General features: G+C 71.2%; 22 protein-coding genes. 14 read left to right on the top strand and 8 right to left on the bottom strand.

Annotation, left to right across the window (positions count from 1 at the left end; translation table 11 throughout):
- Entirely contained in the window at nucleotides 1–435 is a 435-nt protein-coding gene (locus IM778_RS09820; RefSeq protein WP_194408732.1) for a YchJ family protein, read from the top strand.
- Nucleotides 436–479: 44 nt separating this feature from the next.
- A complete protein-coding gene (locus IM778_RS09815; protein ID WP_194408731.1) occupies nucleotides 480–1256 on the top strand; it encodes an isocitrate lyase/PEP mutase family protein in 777 nt (258 codons plus the stop codon).
- A gap of 13 nt (nucleotides 1257–1269) precedes the next feature.
- Here the strand turns inward: IM778_RS09815 and IM778_RS09810 are convergent, their stop codons facing one another.
- Both IM778_RS09810 and IM778_RS09805 read right to left on the bottom strand, forming a co-directional pair.
- Nucleotides 1270–1437 (bottom strand): methionine/alanine import family NSS transporter small subunit, encoded by a 168-nt coding sequence (locus tag IM778_RS09810; RefSeq protein WP_194408730.1) that lies wholly within the window; start codon nucleotides 1435–1437, stop codon nucleotides 1270–1272.
- Nucleotides 1434–3041, bottom strand: coding sequence for a sodium-dependent transporter (locus IM778_RS09805; RefSeq protein ID WP_194408729.1), 1608 nt, complete (start codon nucleotides 3039–3041; stop codon nucleotides 1434–1436). Before IM778_RS09805 ends, IM778_RS09810 begins: the two co-directional genes overlap by 4 nt.
- A gap of 138 nt (nucleotides 3042–3179) precedes the next feature.
- On the opposite strand from IM778_RS09805, the gene IM778_RS09800 reads away from it, so the two are divergent.
- Nucleotides 3180–3824 carry an SDR family oxidoreductase gene (locus IM778_RS09800; protein WP_194408728.1) on the top strand — a complete coding sequence of 215 codons (645 nt, stop codon included), beginning with the start codon at nucleotides 3180–3182 and terminating at the stop codon, nucleotides 3822–3824.
- A 2-nt stretch (nucleotides 3825–3826) separates the two neighbouring features.
- On the opposite strand, the gene IM778_RS09795 is transcribed toward IM778_RS09800, so the two are convergent.
- Complete coding sequence (locus IM778_RS09795; RefSeq protein ID WP_194408727.1) at nucleotides 3827–4120, bottom strand: DUF503 domain-containing protein; 294 nt, start codon at nucleotides 4118–4120, stop codon at nucleotides 3827–3829.
- 150 nt (nucleotides 4121–4270) lie between these two features.
- Here IM778_RS09795 and IM778_RS09790 point away from each other — a divergent pair, with 150 nt between their 5' ends.
- The 3 genes from IM778_RS09790 to rpsA all read left to right on the top strand — a co-directional run bounded on the left by IM778_RS09790 (nucleotide 4271) and on the right by rpsA (nucleotide 6930).
- Entirely contained in the window at nucleotides 4271–4438 is a 168-nt protein-coding gene (locus tag IM778_RS09790) for a hypothetical protein (protein ID WP_194408726.1), read from the top strand.
- 2 nt (nucleotides 4439–4440) lie between these two features.
- The gene (locus IM778_RS09785; RefSeq protein ID WP_194408725.1) at nucleotides 4441–5223 is read left to right on the top strand and encodes a PH domain-containing protein; all 783 of its coding nucleotides are present in this window, start codon (nucleotides 4441–4443) and stop codon (nucleotides 5221–5223) included.
- Nucleotides 5224–5481: 258 nt separating this feature from the next.
- Nucleotides 5482–6930 carry a 30S ribosomal protein S1 gene (gene rpsA, locus IM778_RS09780; RefSeq protein ID WP_194408724.1) on the top strand — a complete coding sequence of 483 codons (1449 nt, stop codon included), beginning with the start codon at nucleotides 5482–5484 and terminating at the stop codon, nucleotides 6928–6930.
- A gap of 93 nt (nucleotides 6931–7023) precedes the next feature.
- Here rpsA and IM778_RS09775 read toward each other — a convergent pair whose 3' ends face one another.
- Together IM778_RS09775 and IM778_RS09770 are read right to left on the bottom strand one after the other, a co-directional pair.
- A complete protein-coding gene (locus IM778_RS09775) occupies nucleotides 7024–8019 on the bottom strand; it encodes a hypothetical protein (protein ID WP_194408723.1) in 996 nt (331 codons plus the stop codon).
- On the bottom strand, nucleotides 8016–8939 hold the full coding sequence (locus tag IM778_RS09770; protein ID WP_194408722.1) for a hypothetical protein: 924 nt from the start codon (nucleotides 8937–8939) through the stop codon (nucleotides 8016–8018). The genes IM778_RS09775 and IM778_RS09770 overlap by 4 nt, the downstream gene beginning before the upstream one ends.
- Before the next feature lie 95 nt (nucleotides 8940–9034).
- Here IM778_RS09770 and IM778_RS09765 point away from each other — a divergent pair, with 95 nt between their 5' ends.
- The 3 genes from IM778_RS09765 (at nucleotide 9035) to IM778_RS09755 (ending at nucleotide 12527) form a co-directional block, all read left to right on the top strand.
- Nucleotides 9035–9604 (top strand): GIY-YIG nuclease family protein, encoded by a 570-nt coding sequence (locus IM778_RS09765; RefSeq protein ID WP_194408721.1) that lies wholly within the window; start codon nucleotides 9035–9037, stop codon nucleotides 9602–9604.
- Between the two features lie 89 nt (nucleotides 9605–9693).
- Nucleotides 9694–11364 (top strand): ATP-binding protein, encoded by a 1671-nt coding sequence (locus IM778_RS09760; RefSeq protein ID WP_194408720.1) that lies wholly within the window; start codon nucleotides 9694–9696, stop codon nucleotides 11362–11364.
- Complete coding sequence (locus IM778_RS09755) at nucleotides 11361–12527, top strand: hypothetical protein (RefSeq protein WP_194408719.1); 1167 nt, start codon at nucleotides 11361–11363, stop codon at nucleotides 12525–12527. The genes IM778_RS09760 and IM778_RS09755 overlap by 4 nt, the downstream gene beginning before the upstream one ends.
- 39 nt (nucleotides 12528–12566) lie before the next feature.
- Here IM778_RS09755 and IM778_RS09750 read toward each other — a convergent pair whose 3' ends face one another.
- Nucleotides 12567–13361 (bottom strand): response regulator transcription factor, encoded by a 795-nt coding sequence (locus IM778_RS09750; protein ID WP_194408718.1) that lies wholly within the window; start codon nucleotides 13359–13361, stop codon nucleotides 12567–12569.
- Between the two features lie 521 nt (nucleotides 13362–13882).
- On the opposite strand from IM778_RS09750, the gene coaE reads away from it, so the two are divergent.
- Nucleotides 13883–14503: a dephospho-CoA kinase gene (gene coaE, locus IM778_RS09745; protein WP_194408717.1), complete on the top strand. Its 621-nt coding sequence runs from the start codon at nucleotides 13883–13885 to the stop codon at nucleotides 14501–14503.
- Nucleotides 14504–14512: 9 nt separating this feature from the next.
- On the opposite strand, the gene IM778_RS09740 is transcribed toward coaE, so the two are convergent.
- A complete protein-coding gene (locus IM778_RS09740; RefSeq protein WP_228484488.1) occupies nucleotides 14513–15121 on the bottom strand; it encodes a DUF4126 domain-containing protein in 609 nt (202 codons plus the stop codon).
- A gap of 92 nt (nucleotides 15122–15213) precedes the next feature.
- Here IM778_RS09740 and IM778_RS09735 point away from each other — a divergent pair, with 92 nt between their 5' ends.
- Nucleotides 15214–15861, top strand: a complete 648-nt coding sequence (locus tag IM778_RS09735) for a hypothetical protein (protein ID WP_194408716.1) — start codon at nucleotides 15214–15216, stop codon at nucleotides 15859–15861.
- Between the two features lie 121 nt (nucleotides 15862–15982).
- Complete coding sequence (gene uvrB, locus IM778_RS09730; protein ID WP_194408715.1) at nucleotides 15983–18064, top strand: excinuclease ABC subunit UvrB; 2082 nt, start codon at nucleotides 15983–15985, stop codon at nucleotides 18062–18064.
- A gap of 22 nt (nucleotides 18065–18086) precedes the next feature.
- Here the strand turns inward: uvrB and IM778_RS09725 are convergent, their stop codons facing one another.
- The gene (locus IM778_RS09725; protein WP_194408714.1) at nucleotides 18087–18341 is read right to left on the bottom strand and encodes a hypothetical protein; all 255 of its coding nucleotides are present in this window, start codon (nucleotides 18339–18341) and stop codon (nucleotides 18087–18089) included.
- Between the two features lie 36 nt (nucleotides 18342–18377).
- Between IM778_RS09725 and IM778_RS09720 the strand changes: the two genes are divergently transcribed.
- Both IM778_RS09720 and IM778_RS09715 read left to right on the top strand, forming a co-directional pair.
- On the top strand, nucleotides 18378–18821 hold the full coding sequence (locus IM778_RS09720) for a MarR family winged helix-turn-helix transcriptional regulator (protein ID WP_194408713.1): 444 nt from the start codon (nucleotides 18378–18380) through the stop codon (nucleotides 18819–18821).
- 176 nt (nucleotides 18822–18997) lie between these two features.
- The gene (locus IM778_RS09715; RefSeq protein WP_194408712.1) at nucleotides 18998–21403 is read left to right on the top strand and encodes a 5'-nucleotidase C-terminal domain-containing protein; all 2406 of its coding nucleotides are present in this window, start codon (nucleotides 18998–19000) and stop codon (nucleotides 21401–21403) included.
- Nucleotides 21404–21441: the final 38 nt, after the last annotated feature.

Here is a 21441-nt window from a genome sequence, read left to right as displayed (position 1 = left end):
GTGTCGTTCGGACCCGCGGCCCGCTCGGCGGGCGGATTCGCGCGCCTCTCGGCGGACGACCCCTGTGCGTGCGGCAGCGGCCAGCGCTTCGACGGATGCTGCCGCCCGGTGCTGCGCGGAGAGCCTGCGCCGACCGCCGAAGGTCTGATGCGGTCGCGCTACACCGCGTTCGTCGTGGGTGACGCGCGTCACCTCGCGTCGACGTGGCACCCGCGCACGCGCCCGGCCGAGCTCGCGCTCGACCCCGCGCAGCACTGGACCGGGCTGGAGATCGTCCACGTCGAGGCCGGCGCCGAAGGCGACGACGAGGGAACCGTCGAGTTCCGTGCGCGGTGGCGCCACGGCCGCGACCGGGGCGAACTGCACGAGCGCAGCCGGTTCGTCCGCCGCGCGGGCAGATGGGTCTACCTCGACGGGGCGGTGCGCGAATCGTGAGGCGGTGCGTCCCGGGGTCGTGACGCACCGCTAACGTGAAAGGCGTGACCACACAGGCAGACAAGGCCCGAACGCTCGCGCGGCTGCATTCCGCGCCCGAGATCCTCCGCGTCGTGAACGTCTGGGACGCCGTCTCGGCCAAGACGATCGCGGCACTCCCCGAGACGCGCGCCATCGCCACGGCGGGCCATTCGATCGCGGCGACCTTCGGGTACTCCGACGGCGAGATCCCGCTCGAGATCGCCCTCGACATGATCGGGCGCATCGTCGAGGCCGTGGGCGACCTCCCAGTGACGGCCGACCTCGACGCCGGCTACGGCGATCCCGGCGAGACCGTGCGCCGCGCCATCGGCCGTGGCGTCGTCGGCGCCAACGTCGAGGATCGGCTGCGTCCCCTCGACGAAGCGGTCGCCGCCGTCGAGGCGATCGTCGCCGCGGGCGAGGCCGAGGGAGTGCCGTTCGTGCTCAACGCCCGCACCGATGCGTTCGCGCGCGGCCGCGGGCGCCCGGTCGAGGCATCCGTCGACGACGCCATCGTCCGCGGCCGCGCCTATCTCGACGCCGGCGCCGACCTGGTGTTCGTTCCGGGCATCCTCGACGCCGACATCACCCGCCGGCTCGTCGACGGCATCGGGGAGCGCAAGCTCAGCGTGATCGGGCTGCCCGGCGCCCTCAGCGCCGCCGAGTACGAGGCGCTCGGCGCGGCGCGGATCTCGTACGGACCGATGACGCAGCGGGTCGCACTCACGGCGCTGCAGGACACCGCCGCCGACCTCTACCGCGACGGAGTGATCCCCGCGTCCACGCGCAGCCTCAACTGAGCGAGGCCGCGGTTCAGGTGTCGTGCTCGATGGGCGCGGCATCCTCGCGATGGTCGTCGACGCCCCCCGGCGGGTACGACGCCGGCTCGGGGTGCCGTCGCAGGTAGAGCGCGCTGGCGAGGAGTCCGCCCCACACCAGGACGACTGCGAGCAGCAGGAACACGATCGCGATCGGAGTCATCGTGAAGCCTCCTTCGTTTCGGATGCCGCGTCAGGCGAATCGGTGTACGCCGGCCAGGCGGTGAAGTCGTCGGGCGACCGCTTCCACGGCAGCAGCGGCATCACCACCGCGGCCACGACGATGAGGAGGATGGTCCCCCATCCGACGGCCAGGAGATACTCGGCCGGATAGCCCTCGTACCCGTCGACGATCAGCGAGACGATGCGCGAGATGAGCATGTATCCGAGGACGACGGGAGCGAGCAGGCCGACGAAGAACACCCACAGGCGGCCGACGCGGAAGGTCGACACGCTGTTCAGGTGGAAGCGCAGCTCTCGGCCGCGTCGCAGGATCCAGATCACGAACACCGACGTCAGCACCGCCGATGCCACGATGCCGATGTTGTTCGCCCACGCATCCGCGGTGTCGAGGGCGATCAGCCCCGTCGTGGTCGAGAACAGGAGGATCGACAGCACGGCCGAGACGATCCCGAGCACGACGGCGGCCTTGCGCGGCGACATCCCGAACTTCTCCTGGAACGCCGCCGAGACCACCTGCAGCACCGACAGCAGCGAGGTGAAGCCTGCCATCACCAGGGAGCCGAAGAACAGCACGCCGAAGATGGGCCCTCCGGGCATCTCCGAGACGATGGCGGGGAAGGTGATGAACGACAGCACGACGCCGGTGAGTCCCTCGAGCTCGCCGACGGCGATGCCCTGCTGGAACGCGAAGAACCCGAGGGTCGCGAACACGCCGATACCGGCGAGGATCTCGAACGACGAGTTCGAGAAGGCCACGACCAGACCCGGCGTCGTGAGGTTCGACCGGCGCCTGCGATACGACGCGTAGGTGATCATGATGCCGAACGCGATCGACAGCGAGAAGAAGATCTGGCTGTAAGCCGCGATCCACACGTTGGGATCGGCGAGCGCTTCCCACTGCGGCGTGAACAGCGCGTTGAGCCCTTCCGCGGCGCCGTCGAGGAAGAGGGCACGCACCACCAGGATGAGGAAGGCGACCACCAGCAGCGGGAGGAAGATGACGTTGGCGCGCTGGATGCCCCGTGCGACACCGGCGGCGAGCACGACGATGGCGGCGATCCAGACGATCGCGAGCGGGATGAGCACGCCCGGCACGAACTCGAAGCTGATGCCCGGGTCGCCGGTGCGCAGATACTCGCCGATGAGGAAGCCGGCGGGGTCGTCGCCCCAGCGCAGGTCGAACGAGAAGACGAAGAAGCTGAGCGCCCACGCGATCACGACGGTGTAGTACAGGCCGATCACGAAGGCGATGGCCACCTGGAACCATCCGAGCCCCTCGAGCCACCGCCCGTTGCGGCGGCCGCCGAGCCGCCGGAACGCCGTGGGTGCCGCACCGCGGAACCGGTGCCCGATCGCATAGTCGAGGAACAGGATCGGGATGCCGGCGGTCAGCAGCGCGACGAGGTAGGGGATCAGGAACGCCCCGCCCCCGTTCTCGTACGCGACGCCCGGGAAACGCCAGATGTTGCCGAGGCCGACCGCCGAACCGATCGCGGCGAGGATGAACCCGATCTGTCCGGTCCACTGCTCGCGCGGGCGGGTCGGCGCCTCCGCTGAGTTGGCGTTGTGCGGTGCCTGGGTCACGTCGTCGTCCCTTCGCCGGTGCGGTGAATCTCCGGTTGGCACGGTAGCAGCGGACGCGGGCCGTCGCCAGGACCGCGGCGCGCGATCCACGGCGAGGCGCCGGGGCGTACGGTGGAGCGAGCAACGGACGGAGAAGCCATGACCCGCATCCTGATCTTCGGCGGACACGGGAAGGTCGCGCTGCTGCTCGAGCCGCTTCTCGTGCGGGACGGTCACACCGTGACCGCCGTCATCCGCGATCCCGCCCATGAGGCCGAGGTCGCCGCGACCGGAGCGCAGCCGGTCGTGGCCGATGTCGAGCTGCTGGACGTCGAGCAGTTGACGAACCTCGTCGCCGGGAACGACGTCGTGGTCTGGTCGGCGGGCGCGGGAGGCGGCGACCCGGCACGCACATACGCGGTCGACCGCGACGCGGCGATCCGCTCGATGGAGGCGGCAGCGGCGGCGAGGGTGGACCGCTTCGTCATGGTGTCGTGGCTGGGCTCGCGGCCCGACCACGGAGTCGCGGCCGACTCGTCGTTCTTCCCGTATGCCGACGCCAAGCGCGCGGCCGACGAGCATCTCGCCGCGAGTGCGCTGGACTGGACGATCCTGGCGCCCGGCGCGCTCACCCTCGATCCGCCGACCGGCCGCATCGAGGTCGATCCCGTCGGTCGGGGAGCGGTGCCGCGCGCCGACGTCGCTGCGACGATCGCTGCGGCCATCGCCGACGACAGCACGATCGGCCGCACGATCCGTTTCGGCGGGGGCGACGAGGTCATCGGCCACGCCATCGCCGGCTGAGCTCAGTCCTCGCTCGAGTGGAGGCCCCGCCGCGTCGAGAGCAGTGTGACCTCCGGCCTGTCGGCGACGAGCCTCTCGGCGCGGTCCAGCACGTCGCGCACGTGCGAAGCCCCCGACGCGACGACCGACACGCCGATGCGTGCCCGGCGATGGAGGTCGTGCTCGCCCACTTCCGCGGCGGCGGCCTCGGTGCGGCGGCTGAGCTCCGCGACGAGCGGGCGCAGCACGCCGCGCTTCTCCTTGAGGGAGTGGATGTCGCCCAGCAGCAGGTCGAACTCGATCCATCCGATCCACATGGGTCCATCGTGCCAGGCGGGGGCGACCTCACCGGCCGCAACCGCGACGCGCCCGCGTGCCTCATCGCCAAACGGCCGGAATGACGGTAGAACAGCAGAGTCTGCGTTCTGGGGGGATCGCACGTCAACGACCCGAAGGGACCCCCTCACATGAAGATCGTCAAGCGCATCATCATCGGGCTCGTGATCGCCTTCGCCGTCTTCTACCTCGTGACGCGACCGCAGGATGCCGCGAACGCTGTCCAGGGCGCCTTCGGCGCCGTCTGGGGTGCCGGCGTCGCCGTCGTCGACTTCTTCGTGGCGCTCGCCGGGGGCTGAGCATGTTCGATCCGCGGATCGATCGGCACCTGATCGCGGATCAGGGGGAGGTCGTCGTCGACGAGGTGCGCAAGCACTGGGCGGCGACCGTCGCCGCGGTCCTGGAGCTGTTCGGCGGCACCGTCGTGTTCCTCCTGACGTTCTTCGTGCCGCCTCAGGCGTGGTGGGTGCCCGCGCTCGCCGGCGGCGCGGTCGTGCTCCACGCGTCCTGGCGGATCCTCGAGCAGCGGATGGACCGGTTCGTCATCACCAACATGCGGGTGTTCCGCGTGCACGGCATCCTGTCGCAGCGCATCGCGACGATGCCGCTGTCGCGCATCCTCGACATCTCGGTGCACAAGCCCGTCGTCGGGCGCATGTTCGGGTTCGGGCACTTCGTGTTCGAGTCCGCGGCGCAGGAGCAGGGCCTGCGCGAGATCCGATTCGTGGGCGACCCGGACGAGCGCGGACTGACGATCCAGCGCGTCATCCAGCAGGCCGGTCTGCGCGGGTACGCCGGCCGCGGCGACCCGTCGCACCCCGCCCCGCCACCCGCACCCGTCCTGCCGCCGCCGCCGCGAGTCCCGGCATCCGTCGCCGCCGCGGCGTCGTACGACACGCTCCCCGTCGCCGTCGAGCGCCACGACGAGAATCCGGCCGGCACGATGGGGTGGGACTGGCTCGCCGATGCACAGCGCCGGGAGGTCGAGCGGCTGGCCGAGCTCCGCGGCGACCCGCCGCAGGGGCAGCAGGAGCCGGCCGGACCCGACGGCACCGACACGGCGCCCATCGACCTGCCGCGCTGACGGCGGGGCCCGGATCGCACTCCGCAGGAACATCGCGGGCGACCCCGGCGTTCTGTTACCCTGGAGTGTCACTCGTGTGGCTGTTTCGCCACGCCTGTGGCCGGTTCGCGCCGGTCGCCGGATCCCGCAAGGGCTCGTGACATCGAATGACGACAATCCGCTTCGCCTCGGCTCGAGGTGCTCGCCCGCGCTCGCGCGGACCGGGCGCCGATGACGGCGGAGGCCCGAGAACCCAACCCAACAAGGACAACCCACTACATGACTAGCGCAACGACCGCCCCGGCCACCAAGCAGGTCGCGATCAACGACATCGGATCTGCCGAGGACTTCCTGGCCGCGGTCGAGAAGACTCTGAAGTTCTTCAACGACGGCGACCTGATCGAGGGCACCGTGGTGAAGATCGACCGCGACGAGGTCCTCCTCGACGTCGGCTACAAGACCGAGGGCGTCATCCCCTCGCGTGAGCTTTCCATCAAGCACGACGTCGACCCCAACGAGGTCGTCAAGGTCGGCGACGAGGTCGAAGCCCTCGTTCTCCAGAAGGAGGACAAGGAAGGCCGCCTCATCCTCTCCAAGAAGCGCGCGCAGTACGAGCGTGCGTGGGGTGACGTCGAGAAGATCAAGGAGAACGACGGTGTGGTCACCGGCTCCGTGATCGAGGTCGTCAAGGGTGGTCTCATCGTCGACATCGGCCTCCGCGGCTTCCTCCCGGCGTCGCTCATCGAGCTGCGCCGCGTGCGCGACCTGACGCCGTACCTCGGCCAGGAGATCGAGGCGAAGATCCTCGAGCTCGACAAGAACCGCAACAACGTCGTGCTGTCGCGCCGCGCCCTGCTCGAGCAGACGCAGTCCGAGTCGCGCACCACGTTCCTCAACAACCTGCACAAGGGCCAGGTCCGCAAGGGCACGGTCTCGTCGATCGTCAACTTCGGTGCGTTCGTCGACCTGGGCGGCGTGGACGGCCTCGTGCACGTCTCCGAGCTCTCGTGGAAGCACATCGAGCACGCGTCCGAGGTCGTCGAGGTGGGCCAGGAGGTCACCGTCGAGATCCTCGAGGTCGACCTCGACCGCGAGCGCGTCTCGCTGTCGCTGAAGGCGACGCAGGAGGACCCGTGGCAGGTCTTCGCCCGCACGCACGCCATCGGCCAGGTCGCGCCCGGTAAGGTCACCAAGCTCGTTCCGTTCGGTGCGTTCGTGCGCGTCGCGGACGGCATCGAGGGCCTCGTGCACATCTCGGAGCTGTCGGGCAAGCACGTCGAGCTCGCCGAGCAGGTCGTGTCGGTCGGCGAAGAGGTCTTCGTCAAGATCATCGACATCGACCTCGAGCGTCGCCGCATCTCGCTCTCGCTCAAGCAGGCGAACGAGTCGGTGGACCCCAACGGCACCGAGTTCGACCCGGCCCTCTACGGCATGGTCACGGAGTACGACGAGAACGGGGAGTACAAGTACCCCGAGGGCTTCGACCCCGAGACCAACGCCTGGCTCGAAGGCTTCGACGAGCAGCGCGAGAAGTGGGAGCAGGAGTACGCCGCCGCCCACGCTCGCTGGGAGGCTCACAAGGCCGCCGTGCTCAAGGCCCTCGAGGCCGAGGCCGCCGCGCCGGTCGAGACCGGCAGCAGCTCCTTCTCGTCCGACAGCGGCCCCGCGGGCACGCTCGCGGACGACGAGGCTCTCGCCGCACTGCGCGAGAAGCTCTCGGGTCGCTGAGCGCATCGCACTGATCGCCCCGGCCGCAGCGCGGCCGAGGCGGTGACAGAGGGCCGGAACCTTCGGGTTCCGGCCCTCTCGCCGTTCGTGCTCTCAACCGCCCGCGCCGGTGCCCGCGAGTTCCTCGGGCTCGCACGGCGGGTACGCCCCCGCGCGGATCCCGTCGACATCGCGCACGAACGTGAACCGCGTGCCCTCGGCATCCGTCGGCAGCATCAGCACGACCCCGTACTCGGGAGACCAGTCCTCGGACGTCAGGAAGTAGTTCCCGCCGGTGGACTCCAGCAGCCGCAGCCCCCGGTAGTGATACCGGCGGTCGGCGCCGGAGCCGAAGCACGAGGTCTCGACCCCGGGCGCCACGATGTCCAGAGGCGCGGCGCTGTCGATCTCGACACCGGGCCTCGTCGCCACATGGGCCTCGAAGTCCCGGGCGAGCTCGGTGCCCTCGACCGTCGCGAAGTTCGTCGCCGACCAGAACAGGCCCACCGCGGCCAGGAGCGCGATCGAGCCGCGCAGTACGCCTTCGGTCAGCGGCGCGAAGCCGACCGCGCCGGGCAGCCGCGAGCGCAGGCTCAGGGCATATAGGAAGAGCAGCAGTCCCGCCACGCACACCAACGGGCCCAGGGTGAAGGTCAGGGCGTAGCCGGCGAGCCACAGCGCGAGGCCGGCCGCGAAGACCAGCGCCGCCGCCGCCCACAGCCAGCGGGCGACGAACACCACCGCGGGATCATCGACCCCGGCGCGCACGCGACGCCGCCGCCACGACTGGTCCAGCCCCACCCACGCCAGGCCCGCGACGGCCGCGAAGATCGGGAGCAGGAACACCGACCGGACGCTGCGACGCACGTAGTCGTCGACCGTCATCCCGAGGATCGCCTCGTCCAGGCCGACCAGGGTCGCCATGCGGTCGGCGCGCACCCATCCGAAGTACACGAGCAGCGCCGTGAGCACGCCCACGTTGGCGAGCACGGCGAGCAGCGTCCGCACCAGCCCGTTGCGCATGTCACGGCTCTCGGCGGCCGCCAGCGGGTCGTCGACGCCGCCGTCGGCGTCCGGCGCCGCGGCCCCGTCGACGTCGAGAGTCGTCATCGCGCGACCTCACCGGGTGCGGGAGGCGGGGCATCCGTCGTCGGGTCCGACGGCTCGGGCGACGGGGCGTCCGGCGTGACCTCGGAGCCGGGAGGCGACGGGTCGACGGCGTTGGCGGGGACGATGAGGCTCTCGTCCACGTCGAGCGTCATCGGGTCGTCGTAGATGCTGGTGGTGTATGGCCCCTGACCGTCGTCCACGATGTAGTCGACGAAGACGTGTCCGGGCCGATCGCCGCCCGGGCAGACGATCGAGTCGGGCGCGACCTGGTCGAGCACGCTGGCGAGCGTGCGGTACAGGTCGCACTCGGGCTCGCCGTAGCCGGGCGGCCGGGGCGGTCCGACGTAGTCGGTGCCGTCGGGGTTCTTCGGGTCGCCCGGACGATCGATGCCTGCGGTCGTCCACCGCGCGAGGGCGTGATCGCGGTAGATCCGGGCGGCGCCGACGTCGCCGCGGCACAGGGCGAGGCCCGCCGCGTAGAACTCGGTGTACCGCGCGTTGAGGAAGCCGTACGGATTCGACGTGAACGGCCGCTCCACGCTCACCGCGGCGAGGTACTGCTCGGCCTCCGAGCATCCGCTGCGCAGCGCCTGGTACGCGGGACCGTCGTTGCCGGTCAGGCTCACGTCGCTCGGGGGGAGTCCCCACGCGTACGTGTCCGGGATCCCGCCTCCGCCCGAGCCTCCCTCGGGGTCGGGGCGGTCGCCGTCCGCCGGCGTCTCGCGGCCGGGTCGCTCGCGCTCCTCGCGGGCAGGCGGCGGATCCGCATCGGCGCCGGGCGCATAGTCGCCGCACGCGGCGAGGCCGAGACTCAGCGCGGCGATCGAGAGGGTCCCCGCGCAACGCGCCGCAGCGCCCGCGTGCGTGGTGCGGCGTGCAGTTCGGCTCCGCGTTCGCGGCACCGGCGCTGGGGTGTCCATGCCGGGAAGAGGGCCGCACTCCCGTCAGCGATACACCCCGACGCGCGGTGCCCGCCGGTGCGCGTCGTGTCGGAAGTGGCGCGTACTCTCACCCCGTGCCCTCGAACGGTTCCGTGCGACTCTGCCTGGCAGCCGGCGACGGGTGCCGCGGCGCCGTGCCGGACGACGCCCCGGTGTCGCTGTGCGAAGGGCATCTCGCCGCGGCGTCCGACTGGGCCGATGCCGAGTACGGCGTCACCGACGTGCTTCCGTCGCCGTGCCGGGTGTGCGGATCCCGCCTCGGAGTGCGCTACCGGTCGGGCTGGCTGTGCGCGGCGTGCGAATGGTGTCACGGCGACGTTCCCGACGCCGAGCTGCCGCCGCCGCGCGTCGACGTCGTCTACTACGTGCGGTTCGGCGAGAGGGTCAAGATCGGCACGAGCTCGAATCCGCGGCAGCGCCTCGCGGCGATCTGGCACGACGAGCTGCTCGCGTTCGAACGCGGCGGCCGCGCGCTCGAGCAGCGGCGGCACGCGCAGTTCGCCGTCCATCGATTCCCGCGCACCGAGTGGTTCCGGCTGAGCGACGACATCGCCCGGCACGTCGCCGCGGTGGCGGCCGGGATCGACGACCCGTGGGCGCTGCACACCCGGTGGCTGAGCGAGGCCGTCGCCGCGCGCGGGTGATCCGGCACCGGCACGGCGCGCGCCCCGGGACCGGCACCGCGCCGGCACGACGCTCACACAGGGGCCGCGGCATCCGTTAGCGTCCCGGTATGACCGCCGCGACGCCGCGAGAAGCGCATTCGCGTGGCCCCCGCCTGCGCGCGGCGGCGCGCGGGCACGACATCGCCGACCGCACGCGCGACCGCATCGCGACGCTCAATCAGCTGCTGCTGGCCGGCGTGGTCTTCGTGCTCGCCGGGATGGTGATGCTCACGCCGTTCCAGGGCGACAGCGCGCTGTTCTTCTTCGGAGTGGTCCTGATCGTGGCGGTGACGGGTGCCACGCTGGTCGTACCGTGGAATTCGCTTCGCTACGGCTGGGTCGCGATCGTCCCGGCGCTCGACATGGCCGCGATCACCCTGATGCAGCTCGCCGCACCCGATTCCCGGCTCGGGCTGCTGTGGATCTTCCCGGTGATGTGGCTCGCCGGAGGGTTCGGCATGCTGGGCCTGGCCGGCGTGATCGTCGCGATCGCCGGGATCGTGAGCGTGCTGACGGCCCTGACAGCCGAAGAGGTGACGTACCGCACGTTCATTCTGCCCCTCGTGCTGCTGGCCGTGGCGACCACGGCGCACCTGACGACCCGCCGCTCGGACGCGCAGCGCATGCTGCTGGCGAAGCAGTCGCGGCTGCTGCGCAGCATCCTGGCGCGCACACGACGGCAGGAGCAGGTGGTCACCGAGGTGCTCGATGCGGTGGACTTCGGCGTCGTCCGCATCGACGCCGACGGCCGCATCGCCGTCACCAACGACGCCCACGCGCGCCTGCAGCAGGGGCTGGAAGCCCACGAGGCCGCGGAGCTGGAGGTGTTCCGCGACGACGGCGCGACACGGGTGCCCCCCGACGAGCTGCCGCTCGAACGGGCACGGCGGGGCGAGTCGTTCGACGACCAGGTGATGTGGTTCGGGGCGGAGCCCGGCGCGCGACGCGCGCTCACGATCACGGCGCGGCGTCTCACCGACCCGGACGGCGCGGACGCCGGCGCCGTCGTCGTCTCACGGGACGTCACCGCCGAGCTGGATGCGCTCCGCGCGCGGGACGAGCTGGTCGCCTCCGTCTCGCACGAGCTGCGCACCCCGCTCACCGCGATCCTCGGCTACCTCGATCTGGCCATGGAGGACCCCGACACGCCGGACGCCGTCCGAGCGAACCTCGACATCGCCGAGCGCAATGCCGAGCGGCTGCTGCAGATCGTCGCCGACATCCTGGCGGCGGGGCGGTCCTCGGCGTCGTCGCTGGGCACCTCGCTCACGCCGGGTCCTGTCGAGGCGAGCGAGATCGTCCGCGCGGCGGCGACGGATGCCGTCACCCGCGCCGCAGTACGCGCCATCACGATCGACACGTCGGGCCTGGAGCCCGCGCCGGTGTGGGCCGATGCGCTGCGGCTGCGGCAGGTCGTCGACAACCTGGTGTCGAACGCGATCACGTACAACAAGGACGGCGGCACCGTTCACGTCGGCACCACCTCCGACGGCTCCTCGAGCTGGATCCTCGTGCGCGACACCGGCATCGGCATCTCGGAGGCCGATCGATCCCGCCTGTTCCACCGCTACTACAAGGCGGGCGCAAACCGCAGGGCGGGCACGGGTCTCGGACTCGCGATCACGCGCGATATCGTGCGCGCCCACGGGGGCGAGATGGGCCTGCACAGCTCGCCCGGAGTGGGGTCGACCTTCATCGTCAAGTTGCCGGCGACCCGGCCGGAAGGACGCGAGTCATGAGTCTGGACCTCCTCAGCGTCATGGTCATCACCGCGCTGGTCGTCAACGTGAGCGGGGTGCTCTTCATCCTCGAGACGCTGCTGCGCCGGGACGAGGGCGCAGGCCGCATCTGGTCCCTCGGGTTCCTGGCGGCGATGCTCACGACGCTGTCGTACGTGGTGTGGGCGCAGCTCGACGATGCGTGGTGGGCGGTCGCGGTGGGCAACGCCGCGTTCGTCGCGGGCACCGGCTGCATGTGGCTCGGCTGCCGCCGCTTCAACGGACGCTCGATGACCTGGCCGTCGCTCCTGGTCGGCGCGGGCGTCGCCGCGGCGGCGGTGTCGGTGGCGATCGAGGGCGAGGCGGGCGGGGACTGGGCCGGCGCGCTGTGGATGTTCGGCGCGCTGGTGGTGTTCGCCGGCCTCGGTGCCGCGGAGTGCCTCCGCGGCGCGCTGCGCGCATCGCGTACGGCGTGGGTGCTGGGGATCGTGCTCGGACTCCAGTCGCTGTACTACGTGTCGCGCACGACGGCGTTCCTCATCTCAGGACCCGAGAGCACGCTGTTCCGTGCCGCCTTCGGCACGATCTCGACGAGCTTCCTCACCGTGACGCTCACGATCGTCGCGGTCGTGGTGACCTCGGTGCTCCGCGCGGCGCGCGCACCCCTGCGCGGCTATCTGCGCCAGTCCACGTCCGGCCGGACCGAGGACGGGATCGCGACGCAGGACGAGTTCGCCGAACTTCTCGGCTCGCTCTGCGACCGGGCGGCGAGCCGCTCCGAGCTGATCGCGGTGACCGCCGTGCGCCTCGACGACCTCGACCAAATCTCGTCGGCGTTCGGCACCGACGTCGCGGGCGCGATCGCCGAGGCGTGGCGTGCGGGCGTGCGCCATCACGCGCCCGCCAACGCCGTCGTCGGTCAGGACGGATCCAGCGGGCTGGTCGTGGGGATCGCGGTCCCCGATGCGGAGGAGGCCCGCCGCCAGGCGGGCGCCATCTACCGCGGCCTCTTCGATGATCTCGGCAAGGTCGGCGGGGGAGTGATCCCCGTGATCGGCGTCGGCGTCGCGTTGAGCGACGCCGCCGGGTACCGCGGCGGCGAACTCGTGCGCGTGGCGCGCGAGGCGGCGGGTCGCGCGGCGACCAGCGTCGAGAGCTCGGTGCTGATGGCGGATGCCGGTTAGCCCCGGGTCACGACCGCCGCGGAGCGACCGAGAACGGGCTCATCCCGTCAAGCGATAGCCCACCCCGCGCACCGTCTCGATCCATCTCGGCTCGGACGGCGACTCGCCGAGCTTGCGGCGGAGGTTCGCGACATGCACCTCGATCGCGCGTGCGTCGCTGTCGCTGACGAAGTCGGCGACGGACTGGTCGCCGCGCAGCATTATCGCGAGGTCGGTCTTCGCCCGGACGCGTCGTCCGCCGGAGAGCAGGTCGGCGAGGATGTCGAACTCGCTGCGCGTCAGCACGACCTCGTCGCCGTCCACCGTCACGACGCGAGTCTCGGGGTTGAGCCTCAGACCGTGATGATCGAGCCACGCCGCCGCGGACGCGGACGACGGCGCCGTCGTGTCGGCGCGGGCGGGCGCGACCTCCCGCGGGCGGCGCAGCATCGCATCGATCCGCGCGCGCAGCTCCCGGGGCCGGAACGGCTTCGCGACATAGTCGTCGGCGCCGGCCTCCAGTCCCTGCAGCGCGTCGATCTCCTCCGTGCGCGCTGTCAGCATCACGATGTAGGTCGAGCTGATCGAGCGGATGCGCTTGGCGGTCTCGAATCCGTCCATGCCGGCCATGTTGACGTCGAGAGTCGTGACAACGGGGCGGTGGGCGCGCACGAGCTCGACACCGTCCGCGCCGTTCGCGGCGCCGTGGACTTCGAAGCCGGCCTGTGCCAGCACGGTCGACAGCAGGGACCGGATGTCGTCCTCATCCTCGATCACGACCGCTACGCGTGCTTCCTGCACTGCTGCACCCCCCGGAGCCGGCGATGCCTGCGCCGGCAGCTGGACGTCGGTCATGATATCCCAGATCGGGCTCTGGAACAGGTGCTGCCCCTCGTGCATCAGCGGCACATCGTCGAGGCGGCGGTCAGGACCGCGCGGCGTCCGGCCGGGTGGCGGGCGGCGGGTCCCGATCCGCGCCGCCCGCTCGTTCCGCCGGAACGACAGGCCGCGCGGAGGGCGGGGAGCTTCCCCACAACCCGCCCTGCGCGCGTCCTCGGTGCGCGCGTCGGAGTGGCGATCGCCCCCACGATCGCCGCTCCTACGCGCCGGGAGCGGACCGCGTCGCTCGCTCCGCCGCGCAAGGCGGCGCAGCGGCGCGTGCGTCGGAGCGGGATCATGCCGGACGCAACGTCGTCGCATCCGGAGGTCATGGCCCCACCCTCCCCAGACTCCGCACGTGCGGTGCTGCTCCTTCGGGTGTCCCCGAGGCTACTCCCGGGCCCTCAGCGGCGCCTCAGGCCCCGCTCAGGAACGGCCCAGGCTTGCTGCGGCGCCGGTGACCGTGAGGCCGCGCCGGCACATGGCATCCTCGAGTCATGCCACTCGTCGCACTCACGGGCGGAATCGCCTCCGGAAAGTCAACGATCGCACGGCGTCTCGCCGAGCACGGCGCCGTCGTGGTCGACGCCGATCAGCTCGTGCGCGACGTGCAGCAGCCCGGGTCGGGCGTCCTCGCCGCCCTCGCCGACCAGTTCGGCGCAGATGTGCTGCGGTCCGATGGATCGCTCGATCGCGCCGCCCTCGGCGCGCGCGTCTTCGGCGATCCCGCGGCGATCGCACGCCTCAACGCCATCGTGCATCCCGCGGTCCGGGCGGAGTCGGCCCGCAGGTTCGAGGCCGCCTTCGCGGCCGATCCCGAGGCGGTCGTCGTCTACGACGTCCCGCTGCTCGTCGAGGCGCGGGTGGACGACCCGTGGGAGCTCGTCGTCGTGGCCCACGCGCCGGCGGAGGTGCGCGCGCGACGGCTCGTGGCGCTGCGCGGGCTGAGCGAGGCCGAGGCGGCGGCCCGCATCGGATCGCAGGCACCGGACGACGCGAGGCTCGCGATCGCCGACGTCGTGATCGACACCGCCGGCACACTCGAGCACACGCTGCGGCAGGTCGATGAGCTGTGGGAGCGACTGCCCGTGCACCTGCGGGCGGCGCGGGCGCGGTAGCCGGCGCGATCAGCGGTCGTCCGGCGGGGCGCCATCGCGCGCCGCGCGCCGCCGCCGCCGGGAGCGCAACGTCACCGCCACGGCGACGCCGAGGCCCACGATCACGAGCAGCGCCACGACCGGCACGACGATCGCGAGCACCGACAGGGCGAGCGAGGTCGCATCCTCGACGGTGCTGATGACGGGAGCTGCCATTCCCGCCGTGGCGACATTCGCCGCCGGGCGCACCGCGGCCTTCAGCGCGTGCACCGCGAGCGCGATCACGACGCCGATCGCGATCGGCACCCAGGCCGTCCCGGAGAGGAGCTCCGGGTCGTCCACGCGCACGGTCTCGGCGCTCGAGCCCGCGCCGAAGGCGATGCCGCCCGCCGCCGGGCGCACGAGCGTCTGGATCACGTCGTTGACCGAGTCGACTGCCGGAATCTTGTCGGCGACGATCTCGACCACCAGCAGCACGCCGACGACCCACAGGGCGACATCGGATGACAGCCAGGCCCAGCCCGCCGGCAGCTCGACCGCCGGCACGAACCGGTCCGCGAGCCCGAGCACGAACAGCGGCATCCACGCGTTGAGCCCCGCCGCCGTGGCGAGTCCCGACCCGACGAGGAACTCCAGCACGCCTTCACTCTAGGCGCGTCGCGGTCCCGACGCGGGCGGTGTCGCTGCGGAGCGCGGCGGCGTACTCTGGACGCACGTCATGGAGGTGTCGCATGGGCATGCTCTCGAGATTCCGCCGGCGCAGGGACCCGTACCGCGCTGTGACCGACGAAGAGCGGATCGCGCGGTACGTCTACCTGCTCGGGACGCTTCCCGCCTCGGTCATCGAGAGCGCGCACGCGACCGCGTTCGGCGACCTGCCGCCCCAGCGCCGCCGTGAGATGTTCGAGCAGCTGCGGCCCTTCATGGCCGAGTCCGAGCGCGAGGCCGCAGCCGAGGACCCCACCGTGCTCGCCCGGCTGGTGCGGCGGGCGGAGGAGCACCGGGCGCGGAGGGCGGCGGTCGGGGGGACGGATGCCGTCACCGGCGCGTCACTCGGCACCGTCGTGGGCCGGCGCCCCGGCGCCGAGGACGCCCGCGACGCGGTGGACGTGCGGACGATGCTGGCGAGCGCCGGCGTCATGTCGCTGGTGGCGAACCAGTTCCTCTTCTCGAGCGCGGTCACGGCGTACTACACGGTCGGCGCCGGTTCTCTCCAGCTCGCCTCCGGGCCGGCGTGGATCGGCGACACCTACGACCTGGGCAGCGCGTCGGGCGCGGACGGGGGAGCCTTCGGCGGCGGGTTCGACGGCGGAGGCCTCGGCGGGGGATTCGACGGGGGAGGCTTCGGAGGATTCGACGGGGGAGGGTTCGGCGGCTGATCGCGCGGACCTCGCCGGCGATCGATGAGATCGGCGCCCGGCATCCGCTTGCCGCGAACGCGGCGCGATCCGATACCTCGAGTCGGCCGCGATGTCGGAGCCGCCGCCTACGCTGGGACAGATGCAGACCACACGATCCGTGCGGCCGTTCGAGGTCGTGAGCGAGTACGAGCCGTCGGGCGACCAGCCGCAGGCGATCGCCGAGCTCGCCGCCCGCATCAACGCGGGCGAGACCGACGTCGTGCTGCTCGGCGCCACCGGCACCGGCAAGTCGGCCACGACGGCCTGGCTGATCGAGGCCGTGCAGCGGCCGACGCTCGTGCTGGCCCACAACAAGACCCTCGCCGCGCAGCTCGCGAACGAGTTCCGCGAGCTCATGCCGCACAACGCCGTCGAGTACTTCGTCAGCTACTACGACTACTACCAGCCCGAGGCCTACGTCCCGCAGACCGACACCTTCATCGAGAAGGACTCCTCGATCAACGCCGAGGTCGAACGCCTGCGCCACTCCACCACCAACTCGCTCCTCAGCCGCCGCGACGTCGTCGTGGTGAGCACGGTGTCGTGCATCTACGGCCTGGGTGCGCCCGAGGAGTACATGCGCGCGATGGTCGCGCTGCAGGTGGGCGAGGTGTACGACCGCAATGCGCTCATCCGCAAGTTCATCGCGATGCAGTACAACCGCAACGACGTGGACTTCTCGCGCGGCAACTTCCGCGTGCGCGGCGACACGATCGAGATCATCCCGGTGTACGAGGAGTACGCGATCCGGATCGAGATGTTCGGCGACGAGATCGAGGCGCTGTACATGCTGCATCCGCTCACCGGCGACGTGGTGCAGCGGCTCGACAGCGTGCCGATCTTCCCCGCCTCGCACTACGTCGCCGGCACCGAGACCGTCCAGCGCGCGATCGGCACGATCGAAGAGGAGCTGGCGGGGCGGCTCCAAGAGCTCGAGTCGCAGAACAAGCTGCTCGAGGCGCAGCGGCTGCGCATGCGCACGACGTTCGACCTCGAGATGCTGCAGCAGCTGGGGTTCTGCTCGGGCATCGAGAACTATTCGCGCCACCTCGACGGGCGGTCCGCCGGTGAGCCGCCGCACACGCTGCTGGACTTCTTCCCCGACGACTTCCTCATGGTCATCGACGAGTCGCACGTGACGGTTCCGCAGATCGGCGCGATGTACGAGGGGGATGCCTCGCGCAAGCGCACGCTCGTCGAGCACGGGTTCCGGCTGCCGAGCGCGCTCGACAACCGGCCGCTGCGCTGGGACGAGTTCAAGGAGCGCATCGGGCAGACGGTGTACCTGTCGGCGACACCGGGCCGGTACGAGATGGGCGTGGCCGACGGCGTCGTCGAGCAGATCATCCGTCCGACGGGCCTCGTCGACCCCGAGATCATCGTGAAGCCGTCGAAGGGCCAGATCGACGACCTGCTCGAAGAGATCCGCATCCGCGTCGAGCGCGACGAGCGCGTGCTCGTGACGACGCTCACCAAGAAGATGGCAGAAGAACTCACCGACTTCCTCGGCGAGCACGGCGTGCGCGTGCGCTACCTGCACTCCGACGTCGACACGCTCCGCCGCGTCGAGCTGCTGAGCGAGCTGCGGGCCGGCGTCTACGACGTGCTCGTCGGCATCAACCTCCTCCGCGAAGGCCTCGACCTTCCCGAGGTGTCGCTCGTGGCGATCCTCGACGCCGACAAGGAGGGGTTCCTCCGCAGCGGCACATCGCTCATCCAGACCATCGGCCGCGCGGCGCGCAACGTGTCGGGCCAGGTGCACATGTACGCCGACACGATCACCGATTCGATGCGCAACGCGATCGAAGAGACCGACCGGAGGCGCGAGAAGCAGGTCGCGTACAACAAGGAGCGCGGGATCGACCCTCAGCCGCTGCGCAAGCGGATCGCCGACATCACCGAGGTGCTCGCGCGCGAGGCCTCCGACACCGACCGGATGCTGCGGGGCAAAGCCGCCGCGAAGACCAAGTCGGGCAAGGGCAAGTCGCCGACGCCGCAGCTGCGTCGGGAGGGGATCGCGGCCGAGGGCGCCGAGCAGCTCGAGGCGACGATCGCCGACCTCAGCAGCCAGATGCTCGCCGCCGCGGGAGAGCTGAAGTTCGAGCTGGCGGCCCGCCTGCGCGACGAGGTGCAGGATCTCAAGAAGGAGCTGCGGGCGATGGAGCGCGCCGGGCACGCCTGAAGCCCGGGCGGCTCAGGCGCTGCTACGGGCAGTGCATGAGGGGTTTGGGGCCCGAGCGGTCGAAGACGTGCTGCGAGATCGGTGCCCCGCACAGCGGGCACGCGCGCTCGGCGCGTTCGGCCGCCGTGGGCGGGGGAGCCGTCTCGTAGGGCCCTACGGCCGCAGGCCCCGCCACGCGAATGAGCTTCGTGTTCCACCACGCGTACCACCCGCCGGCCTCGCGCACCCGCTGGCGCAGCGAGCGGCGGTCTGCGGCATCCGTCTCTGTCATAGTCATTAGTGTACTAACGATTTGCGTCGATAGAATCTCGGGGTGACCGACACCCCTCCCACCGCCGACGACCTGCTGAAGCTCGAGAACCAGGTGTGCTTCGCCCTGGTCACCGCCGCCCGCAACGTCGTCGCGATCTACCGGCCCATCCTCGAGCCGCTCGGGCTCACGCACCCGCAGTACCTCGTGATGCTCGCCCTGTGGGAGTCGTCACCACGGTCGCTGCGAGACCTCGCGGAGGAGCTCGCGCTGGAGCCGGCGACGCTGTCTCCGCTCATCAAGCGCCTCGAAGCGCAGGGCCTGGTCACCCGCACCCGGCGCGCCGACGACGAGCGGGTGCTCGACGTGGCGCTGACCCCGTCGGGGCAGGCACTGCGCCGGCGTGCCCTCGAAGTGCCCGGACACGTGATGGCGAGCGTCGGCACGGATGCCGCGACCCTCGCCGCGCTGCGCGATGCGCTCGCACCGTTCGCCGGCAGGCGCTGAGGGCCCGACCGCTCACCCGCACGGGCGGTGAGTTGCGTAACGGGTGGGTGAAGTCTCCGTCGCCCCTCTGGTCTGCCGCGCCAACCGATCCTAGGCTCGAGGCACGGCGTGTCAGCGACGGCGAACCCCCGTGTCAGCACGACGGCATCGAAACCCGAGAGCAAGAGGAAACATCCATGCGAATCAGGTCCCACCCAGACCGTCCCCGCGCATCCCGGCGGCTCGCCGTATGCGCAGTCGCGGCTGCGGCCGCGATCGGCGTGAGCGCGCTCACCGCGCCTGCCGCCCACGCCGCCACCACCGAGGTGCAGATCCTCGCCACGAACGACTTCCACGGCCGCATCGCGGCGAACGGCGCCGAGGCCGGCGCCGCGAAGCTCGCGGGCGCGGTCGAGGCGCTGCGAGCCGCCAACCCCAACACGGTGTTCGCCGCCGCGGGCGACCTCATCGGCGCCTCGACGTTCGAGTCGTTCATCCAGAACGACAAGCCGACGATCGACGCCCTCAACGCCGCCGGACTCGAGGTCTCGGCAGTGGGAAACCACGAGCTGGACCAGGGTTACGACGACCTCGTCGAGCGCGTCATGGCACCCTACGACCCGGTGACGAACCCGTACGGCGGAGCCGAGTGGCAGTACATCGCCGCGAACCTCAAGATGCGCGCCACCGGTGACGACGCCGTGCCGGCGACCTGGATCAAGGAGTTCGGCGACGTCGAGGTGGGCTTCGTCGGCGCCGTCACCGAAGAGCTCAACGCACTGGTCAGCCCCGCCGGCATCGCCGACATCGAGGTGCGGGGGATCGTCGACTCGGTCAACGCCGAGGCCGCCGAGCTCGTCGCCGCGGGGGCGGACCTCGTCGTCATGCTGGTGCACGAGGGATCGCCGGTCACCGACTGCACCCAGGGCGTCGCGCCCGGCACGGCATGGGGCGAGATCGTGGGCGGCGTGTCGGCCGACGTCGACGCCATCGTGTCGGGCCACACGCACCTCGCCTACAACTGCGAGTACCCGGTCCAGGAGTGGATCGACCAGGGCCGCGCCGTCACGACGCGCCCCGTGGTCTCGGCCGGCCAGTACGGCACCAACCTGAACCAGCTGGTCTACACCGTCGACGGTGCGACCGGTGAGGTCCACGCCAAGACGCAGTCGATCATCGCGATCGCATCGCACCCGGCGGCACCGGATGACGAGGTCGCGCAGCTCGTCGCGGCGGCGCTCGCCGATGCCGAGGTGCTCGGCGCCGAGCCCCTGGGCGAGATCGCCGGAGCCTTCAACCGTGCCAAGCTCGCGAACGGCACCAGCGAGAACCGTGGTGGCGAGTCGACGCTGGGCAACCTCGTCGCCGAGGTGCAGCAGTGGGCGACCGAAGCGCCGGAATCCGGCGGTGCGCAGATCGCGTTCATGAATCCCGGCGGCCTCCGTACCGACATGGTCGGCACTGTTCCCGCCGACGGGTCGTTCCCGCGCACCCTGACCTACAAGCAGGCGGCGCTGGTGCAGCCCTTCGCCAACACGCTCGTGAACCTCCAGCTCACCGGCGCGCAGATCCAGACCGTGCTCGAGCAGCAGTGGCAGCGGGACGCGTTCAACGCGCTCCCGACCCGGCCCTACCTGCGGCTCGGTGCGTCCGAGGGCTTCCAGTACACCTACACCCAGCAGATCGTGACCGAGGTGCAGCAGGACAACCCCGCGACCGCACTGGACGAAGAGGGGCTGACGTACGAGGCGCCGCGGGGCACCATCACGGGCATGTGGCTGAACGGTGAGCCGATCGACCTGGCGGCGACCTACTCCGTCACGGTCAACTCGTTCCTCGCGAGCGGCGGCGACAACTTCCGCGAGTTCGGGAACGGCGCCGACAAGCGCGACACCGGCAAGGTGGACCTCGCAGCGATGGTCGACTACCTCGAGGAGTTCGCGCCCGCCGGTTCTCCGCTGGCGGTCGACTACTCGCAGCGGGCGGTCGAGGTGGCCTTCGCGGCGGGTGCGCCGGCCGCGTACGACCCGGGCGCGACCGTCGCGCTGGGCGTCAAGTCGTGGGCGATGACCGCACCCGGTGATGTGACGGACTCCGAGATCGCGGTGTCGCTCGACGGCGAGGTGCTCGGCACCTTCCCGGTCGACAACACCGTCGGAACGGCGGTGTACGACGACTACGGCACCGCCTCGATCTCCGTGGAGCTGCCGGCCGACGTGCCGCTCGGCTCGACCGCCGAGCTCGTGCTGACCGGCGCGCAGACCGGCACCACGCTCACCGTGCCCGTCGACATCGACCGTGCCGACAGCGTCACCGTGGGCACGCCCAACAAGGTGCTGGCCAACTCGAAGGGCAACGGCAAGGTCAAGTACGCCGTGACCGTGACCGCCGAGTTCGGCACGCCCGTCGCGGGCGAGGTCGTCGTCTACGACGGCGACACGGCGATCGCCACCGCGACGCTCACCACCACCGGCGAGGGCGGTGTCGCGAAGATCACGCTGCCGACCCTCGCGCCGGGTGAGCACGAACTGCGGGCGGAGTACACGGGGAGCGACACGGTGAAGCCCTCCGAGAGCGCGCCCGTGACGGTCGTGGTCAAGTAGCACCCGAGTCGATCCTGTGAAGGCGGGGTCTCCGGCGC

The sequence above is a fragment of the Microbacterium cremeum genome (genome assembly GCF_015277855.1).
GTDB classification, from domain to species: Bacteria; Actinomycetota; Actinomycetes; order Actinomycetales; family Microbacteriaceae; genus Microbacterium; species Microbacterium cremeum.
The sequence above is the reverse complement of the archived record's forward strand: the minus strand, read 5'-3'. Positions and strand labels throughout refer to the sequence as shown.